The sequence below is a fragment of the Legionella lansingensis genome (assembly GCF_900187355.1).
Taxonomy (GTDB): domain Bacteria; phylum Pseudomonadota; class Gammaproteobacteria; order Legionellales; family Legionellaceae; genus Tatlockia; species Tatlockia lansingensis.
Genome location: NZ_LT906451.1, coordinates 495,793 through 509,272, shown reverse-complemented (window position 1 = coordinate 509,272; position 13,480 = coordinate 495,793). Strand labels below are relative to the sequence as shown.

Below are 13,480 nucleotides of genomic sequence, written 5' to 3'. Positions count from 1 at the left end.
ATCAATACATATGAACAACTTCGGTTGCAGTTGAGGACTGATTTATTGTACATTCTTCATCAAATTGAGCAATTTCATTGCAGAATAGATCGATGTTTTCAACTAAGTCATTAAACTGCGCTTCTACTGGATTTTTTTGTACAGAATATACACCGTAAGAAAATAAGCCTAGGCATACACCAGGAATTCCAATGCTTGCAAGTGCAACTGCCAGAGTGTCAGTAAAGTAGGTTGCTGTTAAGAAACCAAAATACCAGGCTCCAAATGTTGCTCCAATAGCTAAAGCGGCACTTAATACAAGGATGTATAGACATGCCTGTGCAAGCCTATAGCTTACAGTCGCTAAGTCTGTAGGAGTATGGATGGTTGCAGGAATACTTAGAAGATTGGTTTGGAGGTCTCTACAGATCTCTATAATTTTATCATTATTTTCCGTTAGATTTTTTGTTGATGTTTCTGAGGTTAACGTCATGAGATTTGTTGTATTACGAATAATCAAGTTTAATTGTTTCTTACAATAAGGATCATCCGTTAATGTAAGTATATTTTGACATTTAGATATTACATTAGCGCCAAGTGCCTTGATCTCTTTTATATTTCGATTGTCTTTTCTACTACTTTTAGCATTCAAAAACCAATACTTTGATACCCGTGCTTCTACTCCCTGTACCATATTTGACTCCATTATTAAAATGCGGAGTATAGTGAGGAAAATGGAGCCTGTCTATCCACAAACTAGCGTCCAAACCATTGTAATAAAAATTCTAAAGAGAAATTTTAGAAACTTGGGCCATTATTATTAATGTTAGGATCGGTTACTCTTCTTAAAGGAGGTAATTCGCCACCAGTCATAAAGAAAAGATGGATTGAGTCTTTTAAATTATCGCGATCATACGCCTCTTTTGCAGCATATTTGTCCTCAATTGTGCTGATCAGGTTCTTAAATTGGGTACTGTGATTATCTGCGACATCTGCGACGACATTATTGGGGCTATCTACAATAGGATAGATTGCCTCCAGCAATTGCATGTAATCATACTTCAATACGCCACCGAATCGATTGATTAACTGTGATTTCCTTGCTTGCTCTTTAAAGCTTTTGCCTTCACTATCTTTATTAGAAGAGACTGCTTGTAAACCACCCATTAATTTAATAATTTCACATGCATTTTTAATTTTATTTTCGGTCAGGTATCTAATATCCGTGCTATGCATTAAGAGAAAATGTGATGCCCGCTCTGAAATAAGAGCATGGTGAGCCAGCAGAAATTGGCATAATTTGACGTCTAGATTTTTGCAGGCCAATTCAAAAGGCAATTCGTGGTGATGATTAACTGGATAATCAAATGTAACTTGGTGAGCAACCAAAATCTCCAGCATGTTGTAGTCAATATGTTTTTTATTTAAAACGATTGCAAGAGGAGATTCATAAGTTGGTGGTGTGTATTGATTTATGAGTTCCGGATTTGCAATCAATATTCCTTTGACAGTTTCATACTCACCTTTCGATACCGCTTGGTTCAATAGATACAGTGCTAGTTCCATGAGAATCACCTGCTATAAAACAATTTATTGTAACAATGGAGCATCTTAACACGGGGGCTGTATAAATCACAACATACTTGTTCATTTATTTGTCTTAAATAATCTTCAGTCAGTTGAGCTGAAATTTAATATTTCTTAGAAACAATAAATTTAATAGTTTCTTAATGTTTTCTCTCTATTATCACCAATGTGAAATAAAAATTATCAGAGTGAGCAATATTTTAGAGGTCGATATGAAAAGCTTAGATGAGATGGTGAATAATCTGAAGAATATATCAAAAGATACCGCAGAAAAAGTTATTAAAGCATCCAACAAAACTATCGAAAAAATTGAAGAGGTAACAAATCAATTCAAAGTAAAAAATACGATCGATACCCAACGGATTGTAAATGATTACATTAAAGATTTACGTTTCTCTCGGTTTAAACATATTTATGAAGCCATCGGAGAAGCTCCTAAAGCTGAACAGGTACTATTAAAATCACTTTTTTTAAAAGGGCTTTTAACTCACAACAAAGCGTTACTTGAAGAAATCATACGACGAGTTGGGTTATTACCTTATCGTGATGATTTAGAGATGCTTGGGGCTTTTAGCAAGGATAGAAACCAACCACTCTCTAGCGAACTTTTGGAATTTGTCCAAAAAATGCTTGCAACGGAAAGTGAAAAACCACTGCTCTCCATTCTTATGAATGCATTTCAGTCTATTCCTGAGCTATCCCTTGACAGCAATACCGGTACATTAAGCATGAAAACAAAAAAAGCTTTGTTACCGCTGCTCATTGCAAAAGTGGATACAAGCACTGCAGGCTCTATTAAATCACAATTAACCGATATCTCATTTGATGCCTTATTACCAGCATTTAGACCATCGATTGGTGATATTAGTTATATGAAGACATGCATAAATACGAAAAAATATTTATCGCTTATTGGTAATAAAACTGACATTTCAGAGTTTTTGCTATTAACTATCGGCTTTTTCACTTCTCAAAACATTGGAGATGAGAAATTCCTACAAGAATTATCAGCAAACTACCTGTTTGTTAAGTATGACGTATGTCTTGAAAAAATAATGAAAAAATTAAGCGAAAAACCAATAATAGCGCAACTGGGAGCACTGGGAGTCCAAAAAATAATCCAAGCTTCTCAAAACCTCAAACCCTTTAACTCTAAGCAAAATGATCCAAGACGATTTTTTGAAACTCGTCTTGCCCAGTATATTAACGGACTTTCCCATTCGGAAATAACGCTTGATACACGTGCAAGTAATACAGAGATGGAACCTGAAGATGAAGAATTGAGAGAAAACACACTTAAGGCATGCAATAAGATTCTTCAATTCTTTTTAGGTATGAATGGAAAAGTGGATAATCCACGAGAGATGGAACAAAAAATCAGTATTTTTGCTAATGGTTATAAAGACACCACTAAATTTTCAACCATTGAAATAGAATTTATTACAGGTGTATTACATCATGCTGAAGCACATAAAGGACGTGACCGCCTTGCATTAGATGCATCGACAAAGGTTAAAGAAAGAAAATTCGAGACTGACGCTGAAAAAGTAGGCTCTGATGTATGGAATTCTAGTGGGGGTGTCATGCGTGGCTGCTCATCAGTCTTTTATGATGCACAGCGCGAACCAATGCGTAATATGCTCGTGGATGCATCAACTGTTGAATCGGATAAAAAAGATGGGAAACAATGGTTTTGGAATAAAAATCGCCAGTATTCTGCTTATGTGGGTTCTATTTCTGGCCACACGTGTAATATCGTAGGTATGCTGGCGAAGTATATGAAACATCATGCGCAAGATCCTGGTTTGCAAAACGATGTCAATCTTTTTCTTGTGCAGACGGTAGGTGTTTATGCCAAACGGGGTTTTCATGCGATGCTTGAAGTTATTGATGTTCTCCATGATCCTTACGTGCAGAAAATCTTCGAACAGTATGGCATTAAAATTGATCTTTATGCCTACTTTAAAGATAACCCAGAGAGTGCCGGTTTCCTGCGGTACGCGATGAATGATGCTGCTACCTATACTCAGGTTCTTGTTAATAAAACACATATTAAGGAAGCACTCGAATCACATTCTCTTTTTAACAAAAGAGATAGAGAAAGCAGCAACGGAGAGAATAGTGATGCTCTCACTTCACAAGATGGATGTCATTATGTGTGATTACCGATTGCGTCAGATTTTGGAGCCGAGAGTAACACCTGGTGTATTATCAGGTGAGGATTTGGAGTTGGTCTGCTTATTAAAAAATCCCAAACCACTTTCTTTTATCTCTTGAAGCGCTTTTTCATCATGAATAGTCACTTTTAAAGTATCACCAAACTCATCAGTAAATGCTGATGAGTTCACGTATTCGGCCAATTTAAGTTTAAACATGATAAGACTTGCTTTAAGTTCCTCTTCACCCCATTTTATCGCATGTTGGTTAATAGGATGCGTTTGGGTTTTTGCAATTAAATCAAACATCAAACCCGGTTCAGGTCCTCTTAGAGGAACACCGGGAATATATTCTTCCTTAGGGTCGCCTCTCCCCCACATATGCAAATGCAACATGCTAGGTTCTTCTTCATTTCCATGAAGCGTCACTCCAGTCGTTTTATCAAACGTATGTGAGTTATTCCCAAGTTGCGAAAATTGCACAATGAGTCCTAATTTTTCATACACTTGCGTCATCACCGTAGCAACATCATTTAATCCACGTTGTTCAGAGACTGTGTAGGGACGATTCAATGCCGACGAAAGGGCTGAGTTCCCTTCATTCAGATAGCGAATGATTGTACGATAACCTCTACAATCAGTGGGATTAAGAATAACGGAATAATGATATTTGTCACGGACGGTAATAACAGCAATTGAAGTACCTGCTCGAGTGAAATCAATTGACCAGTGACTGGGGGGGTATTCGTGTTTAAAATATTCTTTTCTTTCTTTCATTACAACCTCATTGCTGGTTCCATTTTTTTGTGCCCAGCATGTTCCTGATACTAGGAGGATAAAAAATAAGATCAAATCAAGTATGTATGCTTGTTTCATATAGTCCTTCGCTATTCCTTGCATGAGATATTAGCAACTCGTGATAAGTTCCAAGCCACCCGTGTAAGGTTTTAAAGCATCTGGAATACGAATATTACCATCTTTATCTTGATAATTCTCCATAATGGCAACCAAGGTACGACCAATGGCAAGGCCAGAACCATTTAACGTGTGAACCAATTCGATTTCTCGCGTATCCTGATGCCTGTATCTGGCTTTCATACGTCTAGCCTGAAAAGCTTCCATATTCGAACAGGAAGAAATTTCTCTGTAAGTATTCTGGCTAGGAAGCCATACTTCCAGATCATACGTTTTAGCTGATCCAGCGCCCATATCTCCTGTACATAAAGTAACAACACGATAAGCTAGATTAAGCCGCTGTAAAATGATTTCGGCATGTTTTGTTAATTGTTCAAGTGCTTCATAAGAAGATTCTGGTGTGGTAATCCAAACCAACTCGACTTTTTCAAACTGATGTTGCCTTATCATCCCCTTGGTGTCCTTACCATAAGACCCGGCTTCACTACGAAAACAAGGAGAATGGCACACATAACGTATGGGTAAAACATCTGCAGCCAAGATGGTATCTCGCACTGTATTGGTCACAGGAATTTCGGCAGTGGAGGTTAGGTAATAATTTTCGTCCCCCTTTAGCTTAAACAAATCAGCCTCAAATTTTGGCAGTTGACCTGTGCCTAATAAACTATCTGCATTGATAATATAAGGGACATAAATTTCCTGGTAACCGTGCTCTTGTGTATGAATGTCCAGCATAAATTGAATCAGGGCACGATGAAGTCTGGCTATCTGTGCTTTCATCACCACAAAACGACTGCCAGTTATCTTCGCTGCAAGAGCGAAATCCAATTGTCCAAGCGCTTCACCAAGTTCATCATGCGATTTAATAGGAAAATCAAAAGTCGGAATGGTTCCCCACCGTCGGATCTCTAGATTGTCATGTTCATCTTCCCCTACTGGAACAGATGAATGAGGCAAATTGGGGAGGGTCATTATGATTGCTTCTAATTCTTGCAAAACGTTTTCAAGTTCGGATTTTTTGCTATCAAGCTCTTGCCCCAGTCGATTAACTTCTTCTCGCATTGAATCAATATTTTCACCCCGGGCCTTTGCTTGACCGATGGCTTTTGATCGTTGATTGCGTTCATTTTGCAATGCTTGAGTGGCTACTTGCAGGGCTTTTCTACGCTCTTCCAGTACTATAAAAGCATCAACATTAAAGTGGAAGCCGCGTTTCAGCAATTGCTTGGCAACTTGTTGGGGATGATCACGCAATAATTGAGAATCTAACATAGCCTACCTTATACCAAAGTTCCTATAAAACGACCACAGTGCATACCAATAAAAGCCATTACTAAAGCACCAACATTATTGCAGAACACATTAGCCAACGCCGCAACCGTCTTACCGTCTTGATAAAGCACCCAAGTTTCCCAAGAAAAACTGGAAAATGTCGTATAGGCTCCCAAAAAACCGACAACCAGGAATAAACGCCAGTATTCCGTTTCAGCAAACCGCTCTATGATAAGCACCATAATAAAGCCTGCCAAAAAAGACCCTAGACAATTAACGACTAACGTTCCATAAGGGTAGCTGAACCCCAATAGTCTTTGCATAAGTCCTACAGTGGCGAACCGTGCCAAAGCCCCCATAGCTCCACCAGCAATGATGACAAGTATCGAACCTAACATGACTAACGCACGATTCCTCTAGCTGATTGATTTAAGGCATCAATCATGGGAAGCACTTCTGGACAATCATTCTGCATCATCTCTAATTCCGCCACAGCTTGCTGGACAGTTAAGCCTTTGCGGAAAATAATCTTGTAGGCACGGCGAAGCTGATCAATGGTGGCAGAAGAAAATCCACGTCGCCTTAAACCAACCGTGTTGATCCCACAGGCAGCGGTTGTATGACCAGAGATCATTACATAAGGTAATACGTCTTTACTGACATAACTGGCCCGAGCAATAAATGCATAGGCTCCAATATGGCAAAATTGATGTATCCCAGCATAAGGACCAATGATAGCGTAATCATTAATTGTTACATGGCCAGATAAGGCTGCATGATTAACCATAATCGTGTAATTACCCATAGTACAATCATGACCAATATGCGTATAAGCCATCAAATAATTGCCGTCACCTATCCGAGTAACCCCCCCGCCTTTAACAGTACCGCGACTGATCATGCAATATTCACGAATAATATTGTTATCACCGATTTCCAAACGGGTTGGTTCTCCTTTATAAGTAATATCCTGTGGCTCATCACCAACGGAGGCGAATTGAAAGATTTTATTATTCTTACCTATCGTGGTTGGCCCCTGGATCACTACATAAGGCCCAATCCAGGTCCCTTCACCTATTTCTACATTGGCACCAATTAAGCTACCGGGACCTACAACTACCCCTTTGGCTAATTTAGCTGAAGGGTGAATTATTGCTCGTTCATCTATCACTTTTTAATTTCCTTCGATGCACTCATTAAATCTGCAGAGCAGGCAAGCTTATCACCAACAAATGCTTGACCGTGAATGCGCCAAAAATTGCGTTTTTCTCCCAGCAACTTAACTTCTAAACGTAGCTGATCACCTGGGATCACGACTTGTTTAAATCTGGCGTTATCAATACCCGCAAAAAAATATAAAAACTCATGCCCTTCTTTTGGTTTTAGCGATAAGTTGGACAGTATCCCCCCTGCCTGTGCCAAAGCCTCAAGCATCAAAACACCAGGCATAATGGGATTTCCAGGAAAATGTCCCATAAAAAAAGGTTCATTAATCGTTACGTTTTTGATAGCAATCAGATAATCCATCACTTTATAATCCACTACCCGATCAATTAGGATAAATGGATAACGATGTGGTAGTAGGTTGAGGATTTTGTCTATGTTTATGACTTCACTCATGCGTTATTTCTCACTCATTACACTTCTTTTACTTGCTCTAATTTGATGAGGCGGGTAATGTAATCATCAAGCCGGCGGAAACGTGCCACATTGCGACGCCATTGCCGATGCTCACTCACCATGATCCCAGAAGAATATACACCCGGCTTGGTCAAAGACTTATTCACCGTTGACATTCCTGTAATCACCACATCATCTGTCAAATGCACATGCGGAGCGACACAACTCGCTCCTCCTATGATACAATGAGCTCCTAGTTGTGTATTCGCCCCAATAACAGCGCAACCAGCTATTGCCGAATTTGCACCAATGATAACATCATGTGCAATCATGACCAAATTATCGATACGAACTCCTGAACCGATCAAGGTGTCACCCAAAGCGCCTCTTGTAATCACTGAGTTTGCACCAATGTGAACGTGATCAGAGATCCAAGTACCACCAACAGCTGGACCACTCAACCAACGACCTTGTTGCTTAATACCATTAAAAGGAGAAGCCCCTAGTATCACGCCACTTTCCACAATCACTTCTCTACCTAATTTAGTGCCATCATACACATGGACCCCATGTTGAATGACTGTTTTAAAATCGATAAATACATTTGCTTCAAGTACACAATTTGCTCCGATCACCACACCATCACCAAGCACAACGCCTTCCTCGACAGTTGTATTTGCACCAATAGTCACTCCCTCTCCAAGTTGTGCTGATGGTGAAACAAAGGCTGTCGGATGAATACCTGCAGGAGATACTACAGGTGCACTAAACAAGGTTGCGGCAATGCTCATGCTTAATAAAGGATCAGGAACAACAATAGAATTTGCCGGAGAATAAGCAATGTGATTTTCAGTTAGCAAGACTGCACCCGCTTTTGTTTTAGTTAACATTTCTAGCAAAAAGGGGTGATCAAAATAGGACAGATCCGTCTTGCGTGCTCGACTTAGAGAAGCAATGCCCTGGATGGGCTGCTCGGGATTCCCATGCAAAACCCCATCCAGGTGGTGGGCAACTTCAGCAAGAGTGTACACGCGACTTACTAAGATTAATGAATTTCTTTGATAACACTCTCAGTAATATCTAGCTTGGCGATACTGAAGGGAGCAGCATCTTTTTGTAAGACTAGATCATATTTTTCAACCTCAGCCACTTTGTTAATCGCTTTACGGATCTTAGTGTAAAGTTCTTCCATGGCTTCATTGTGCGCAGTGCTTAATTCTTGCTGATACTGTTGACCTTCTCTTTCAAAGGTTCTTTGGGTAGCAATAATTTTCTTCTCCATTTCCTTTTTCTGAGCTTGGCTCATAACAGCACTTTCACGCTTGAGCTTCTCCATATCTTTTTTTAGACCCTCTTCCATAGCCACAAGTTTATCGCGGCGGGGTTTAAAATCTTTTTCTAATTTTGCTTGTATGGCTTTCATTTGGCTTGAGGTTTGCATAATTTTTTGCAAGTCCACAATACCTATTTTGGCCCAATCAGCAAATGCATTGGCACCGCCCAAAATCAGTGCAAAAGCAACCAAAAACCCACTCACACGCTTCATTATTTAATCTCCTAATTAAAAGTCTCAGATGCTAGCATAATTCCATCCAGGTTGCGATAAGCAAGCACAATTAATTATTTGATCTAGAAAAAGAGAATGTTCATCAAACGGTGTCATCCCCCGCGTAGGCGAGGATCTATCCTGATTAAAGCCTTGTGCTATTCCAGAATAGATTCCCGCTTACGCGGGAATGAACAGTTTAGTAAACAGTTTCAGAAAAGCGGTTATAAACTACGCAGCTGCTTTTCTAGGTTTAAAAACCAGATGACAAGGTAAACTGGAAGATTTGTTGATTATCAAGTGGTTGTTTATTCAAGGGTTTAGCAACGCTGAAAGCCAATGGTCCAAAGGGTGACCGCCATTCAACACCAACCCCTGCTGAATAACGCAATGGACCGCCGCCCAAACCGGTAAGAGCCGGAGGTATACCATCAGCAAACACATTACCGGCATCCGCAAAAATTGTCGTTCTCATATTATCTCGACTTAATGGATAGGGCAAAATAATACCAGCAGTACCATTAACTAAGAAGTTTGCTCCAAGAGCTCGGCCAAAGTTATCTTGTGGACCTAAAGAATAACTCTGATAACCTCGCACTTGGCCTGGAGATGCGATACCACCCGCGTAATAGTTTTCGAAGAACGGCAAGCCATCGCCATTAAACATATTTCCATAACCAACATTACCCAATAAGGAGAAAATAAACCCATGGGTCAGCGGTTGATACCAGTGCGCCATGTAATTGGTCTTGTAATAGGATAGAGAATTTGAGGAAGCAGGTAGCGCGATAAGAGCACTTGCTTGCTGATTCAATCCTCTCGTGGGGAATGGAACTTTATCATAGCTATTGCGATTCCAGCCCATCGTCAAACGAATTTCATGAAAATCACGTCCATATTGATTCACAAAATTTTGAATCGGTATGACGGCACCAGCCGATTTGATCAGTAGATCCTGATAACCATAGCCAAATTGAAAACTGCTTTTCTCAGATAGCAGCATGTTGTAATTAACATCAAAACCAAAACGATCGGAAGAAAAAGCAGAAACATCTAATTTTTTCGGATCAATCGTTTGAAAATAAAAATTCAAACCGCGTCCAATCCCCGTATTCGTATAAAAAGGATTATAATAACTTACTGAGTAATCTTGTCCCCAATAGCTGGCATTAAAACCAAGACCTAAAGAGCGGCCAGTTCCCATAAAGTTATGCTGATTAAAGGCAGCATTAAACTGCGGTCCATTTGTACCATAGCCAAGCGATGCCGTTGCTTCTGCCGAAGGAGCTTCCTCAACCTCAACATCCAAATCAACCTGGTTGTTCGTCCCAGGTACTGGAGTAGTTTTGATATTAACATTTTTCAAATAGCCAAGAAGACGCAATTGCCTTTCAGATTCTTTAATATTATGCAGTGATAATATCGACCCCTCATCCTGACGAATAACACTGCGTAGTACATAATCTCCTGTTTTGGTATTGCCCCGGAAATTAATGCGGCGAACATAAACATGACGGCCCGGTTCAACAATAAAAGTAATAAAGACAGTTTTATTTTCTTCATCAATTCGAGGTTCTGCATTAATTGCTGGGAAACCATAACCAAGATCACCTAAGGCTAGGCCGATGGCAGAAATACTCTCTGTTACTTTTTTACGCGAGAATACATCGCCCTGTTTTACTTGAATCAAGGAATCAATTTTTTCTTTCGGTAAAACGGTCTTCCCTACCACGTTATAACCTGAGAAACGGTATTGTGGTCCTTCATCCAGATGGATATTGATATACACATCTTTTTTATCAGGAGACAATAATACTTGTGAGGAAACGATCCTGAATTTCAAATAGCCACGGTCAAGATAAAATGAACGTATTGCTTCTAAAGAAGCATCCATCGCCGATTTCGAGTACTGATCCTTTTTTGTGAAGTAAGTAAAGATGTTGCTTTCTGTTAAAGACATCTCTTGCATTAATTCATGTTTAGAAAAATCATGATTACCAATGAATTTAACTTCTTTAATACGAGAAACACGGCCCTCAGAAATATTAATCGTTATAGCCACACGATTTTCAGTTAAAGGGGTGACTGTTGTTTCGATACGAGCATTATATTTGCCCCGGGCATTGTAAGCTTGTTTGAGTTCATTTTCTAAACGTTCAAGAGAAGCACGCTGAAAAACCCTGCCTTTAACCAGTCCCATTTGCTTCAGCAAATCCTTAAGCCTGTCAGCAGGGAGCTCTTTATTACCCGTCATTGTGATTGAACCAATCGTTGCACGCTCAACAACATTGACAATTAACGTATTGCCTTGTCGTTCTAATGACACGGATTGGAAAAAGCCGGTATCGTATAAGGCTCTGATGATTTGAGCTGTAGAGCCAGGACTAACTTCCTCACCAACTTGAACGGGTAGATAATTTAATACCGTACCCGTACTAATGCGTTGTAAACCAGTAATTTTGATATCGCGAACAATGAACCCTTCTGCAGCCTGAGCATAAACAGACCAAGTTAACATTGTCGAACAACAAACACCCAATACAATTTTTTTACTGACATTCTTCATTATTATTTTACGTCCAGGACCACGGGAATAAATTCTGGAAATAAATCCCAGCGAGAATATAAATTGTCACCCCTTTTATAGGAACTGACTAACCCTGTCAAGAAATCCATCCATCAAAATTTGTTATTTTTAGGCCAGATCGAATAGGAAAAATAGTGTTTTCACCCTTATGTAAAGTAACTATGCGAATAAAATCAAAATGCTAAGTTTCTTAATCATATCCTCTCTTAGTTTTCTCAATAGGTTCGAACAATATGTACTTTTAAGAACCTTTGAAATCGATCTTCTAGTTTTGTAATTTGACGAAGCAAAAAACCGAATTACCGTGGCTTGACCACGGCATCCAGCGGCTCTTCATGAACTATGGATACCGTGGTCAAGCCACGGTAATTCGATGCTCTAAGTTAAGCAACAAAACTCGAAGATCGGATTTCAAAGGTTTTGAAAATATCTTTTGCGCCGAACTTATAAGAAGTTACTTCTTCACCCGATCAACCGCGCCAAATCATTACTTAATGCCAAAATTGTTAATGCCACTAAAAAAATTAAACCTAAATAAATGCCCACTGATTTCATTTCGTCAGAAAGTGGCTGGCCGCCTCTAACAATTTCCAATAAACAATACATTAAATGTCCTCCATCCAGCAGAGGAATAGGTAATAAGTTTAACACTCCTAAACTGATACTAACCAAAGCTAGAAATGATAAATAGTAAGCCAAGCCACTGCGTCCCGACTCTCCAGCCCCTTGAGCAATACCAACAGGACCACTGATGCTTTTTAACCCCAGTTTACCAGTAGCAAAACGCCAAATTAAAGAGAACGTAGCCCCAGTAAGATCAATGGTTTGTGTAAAAGCTGTGCCGAGTGCAGTGATTGGCCCCTGACGTTGAAGACGTAACCATTGGGGAGGCCAGTTAACTTTTTGTGAGCGAACACCTAGAAAACCTTCCTCATTATTGTCTCCAGCTTTTGCGCCGATTTGCACTCGCACGTCATAGGCTCTTCCTTGTCGTGAAATCGATAAGAGCAAAGATTCATTAGGGTGTTGTCTTACATAATTTACCAATTCAAACCAATCATCCAAGGGTTTGTTATTTATGTGTTTAATAATATCCCCGGTTCGCAAACCGGCTTTTTGAGCTGGAGAATTTCCGACTACCTCTCCCACAATCGGCGGAACACTAGGAATAAATGGGACTATTCCCAAGCTACCCAGAGGGTCTGGATTATTTGCGTCCAACGTCCAATGCTCTAATGGCAAAGACAATTCTTTGACCTTACCATTAGCAAGTGACTTAACGGTGATGGTTACTGTTTCAGAGCTACCAAGTAGAGGCATGAGTGCAAATTGAAAATCACGCCAGCTTGCTACCTCTTTGTTATTCAAACTTAGGATTTCTTGTTTTGCTTCCAAGCCTGCGATCGCGGCTATACTATTAGCCCGAACGTTATCTATCATCGGCGCTAAAGAGTAAATACCAATGATCAAGACTAACCACAAAGCGAGAAAAGCAAAAAGAAAATTAAACATCGGTCCAGCGACAACAATGGCAATCCGGGCCCAAACGGATTTATTGTTGAATGCAAGATGTCGTTCATTTTCAGGAACTTCGGCCTCATTCTCATCCAGCATCTTGACGTAGCCGCCCAAGGGAAAAAGTGACCAGGCATACTCTGTCCCCTTTTTATCATGCCAACGAGCCAACACTTTTCCAAAGCCAAAAGAAAAACGTAGAACTTTAACACCACACAAACGAGCAACGATAAAATGACCGTACTCATGCACGGTAATTAGCAATAATAAGGCAAGAAAAAAATAAAATAAGGTTAGAAGCAT

12 protein-coding genes are annotated in these 13,480 nt (G+C 39.8%); 1 reads left to right on the top strand and 11 read right to left on the bottom strand.

What is annotated here, in order from left to right:
• Position 1 precedes the first annotated feature (1 nt).
• Both CKV79_RS02450 and ankJ read right to left on the bottom strand, forming a co-directional pair.
• Positions 2-673 carry a hypothetical protein gene (locus tag CKV79_RS02450; protein WP_028372181.1) on the bottom strand — a complete coding sequence of 224 codons (672 nt, stop codon included), beginning with the start codon at positions 671-673 and terminating at the stop codon, positions 2-4.
• Between the two features lie 104 nt (positions 674-777).
• Complete coding sequence (gene ankJ / locus CKV79_RS02445; protein WP_035914743.1) at positions 778-1,545, bottom strand: Dot/Icm T4SS effector AnkJ/LegA11; 768 nt, start codon at positions 1,543-1,545, stop codon at positions 778-780.
• 233 nt (positions 1,546-1,778) lie between these two features.
• Here ankJ and ceg14 point away from each other — a divergent pair, with 233 nt between their 5' ends.
• Entirely contained in the window at positions 1,779-3,728 is a 1,950-nt protein-coding gene (gene ceg14 / locus CKV79_RS02440; protein WP_051546034.1) for a Dot/Icm T4SS effector Ceg14/sidL, read from the top strand.
• Between the two features lie 12 nt (positions 3,729-3,740).
• Here the strand turns inward: ceg14 and CKV79_RS02435 are convergent, their stop codons facing one another.
• From CKV79_RS02435 to rseP, 9 genes are all read right to left on the bottom strand, one after another.
• Complete coding sequence (locus tag CKV79_RS02435) at positions 3,741-4,499, bottom strand: hypothetical protein (RefSeq protein ID WP_035914783.1); 759 nt, start codon at positions 4,497-4,499, stop codon at positions 3,741-3,743.
• A gap of 129 nt (positions 4,500-4,628) precedes the next feature.
• A complete protein-coding gene (gene serS, locus CKV79_RS02430; protein WP_028372178.1) occupies positions 4,629-5,909 on the bottom strand; it encodes a serine--tRNA ligase in 1,281 nt (426 codons plus the stop codon).
• 8 nt (positions 5,910-5,917) lie between these two features.
• Positions 5,918-6,307, bottom strand: coding sequence for a fluoride efflux transporter CrcB (crcB, locus tag CKV79_RS02425; RefSeq protein ID WP_028372177.1), 390 nt, complete (start codon positions 6,305-6,307; stop codon positions 5,918-5,920).
• A gap of 2 nt (positions 6,308-6,309) precedes the next feature.
• A complete protein-coding gene (gene lpxA, locus CKV79_RS02420; RefSeq protein ID WP_028372176.1) occupies positions 6,310-7,080 on the bottom strand; it encodes an acyl-ACP--UDP-N-acetylglucosamine O-acyltransferase in 771 nt (256 codons plus the stop codon).
• Positions 7,077-7,529 (bottom strand): 3-hydroxyacyl-ACP dehydratase FabZ, encoded by a 453-nt coding sequence (gene fabZ / locus CKV79_RS02415; RefSeq protein ID WP_028372175.1) that lies wholly within the window; start codon positions 7,527-7,529, stop codon positions 7,077-7,079. Before fabZ ends, lpxA begins: the two co-directional genes overlap by 4 nt.
• Before the next feature lie 17 nt (positions 7,530-7,546).
• Complete coding sequence (lpxD, locus tag CKV79_RS02410; protein ID WP_028372174.1) at positions 7,547-8,560, bottom strand: UDP-3-O-(3-hydroxymyristoyl)glucosamine N-acyltransferase; 1,014 nt, start codon at positions 8,558-8,560, stop codon at positions 7,547-7,549.
• A gap of 14 nt (positions 8,561-8,574) precedes the next feature.
• Positions 8,575-9,075: an OmpH family outer membrane protein gene (locus CKV79_RS02405; RefSeq protein WP_028372173.1), complete on the bottom strand. Its 501-nt coding sequence runs from the start codon at positions 9,073-9,075 to the stop codon at positions 8,575-8,577.
• A 253-nt stretch (positions 9,076-9,328) separates the two neighbouring features.
• Entirely contained in the window at positions 9,329-11,641 is a 2,313-nt protein-coding gene (bamA, locus tag CKV79_RS02400) for an outer membrane protein assembly factor BamA (RefSeq protein WP_028372172.1), read from the bottom strand.
• A 483-nt stretch (positions 11,642-12,124) separates the two neighbouring features.
• A complete protein-coding gene (rseP, locus tag CKV79_RS02395; RefSeq protein WP_028372171.1) occupies positions 12,125-13,480 on the bottom strand; it encodes an RIP metalloprotease RseP in 1,356 nt (451 codons plus the stop codon).

Coding starts and splice junctions, on each gene's coding strand:
- ceg14 (WP_051546034.1), top strand. CDS start 1,779: ATGAAAAGCTTAGATGAGATGGTGAATAATCTGAAGAATATATCAAAA.
- serS (WP_028372178.1), bottom strand. CDS start 5,909: ATGTTAGATTCTCAATTATTGCGTGATCATCCCCAACAAGTTGCCAAG.
- CKV79_RS02435 (WP_035914783.1), bottom strand. CDS start 4,499: ATGAAAGAAAGAAAAGAATATTTTAAACACGAATACCCCCCCAGTCAC.
- crcB (WP_028372177.1), bottom strand. CDS start 6,307: ATGTTAGGTTCGATACTTGTCATCATTGCTGGTGGAGCTATGGGGGCT.
- rseP (WP_028372171.1), bottom strand. CDS start 13,480: ATGCTTCTAACCTTATTTTATTTTTTTCTTGCCTTATTATTGCTAATT.
- ankJ (WP_035914743.1), bottom strand. CDS start 1,545: ATGGAACTAGCACTGTATCTATTGAACCAAGCGGTATCGAAAGGTGAG.
- CKV79_RS02405 (WP_028372173.1), bottom strand. CDS start 9,075: ATGAAGCGTGTGAGTGGGTTTTTGGTTGCTTTTGCACTGATTTTGGGC.
- fabZ (WP_028372175.1), bottom strand. CDS start 7,529: ATGAGTGAAGTCATAAACATAGACAAAATCCTCAACCTACTACCACAT.
- bamA (WP_028372172.1), bottom strand. CDS start 11,641: ATGAAGAATGTCAGTAAAAAAATTGTATTGGGTGTTTGTTGTTCGACA.
- CKV79_RS02450 (WP_028372181.1), bottom strand. CDS start 673: ATGGTACAGGGAGTAGAAGCACGGGTATCAAAGTATTGGTTTTTGAAT.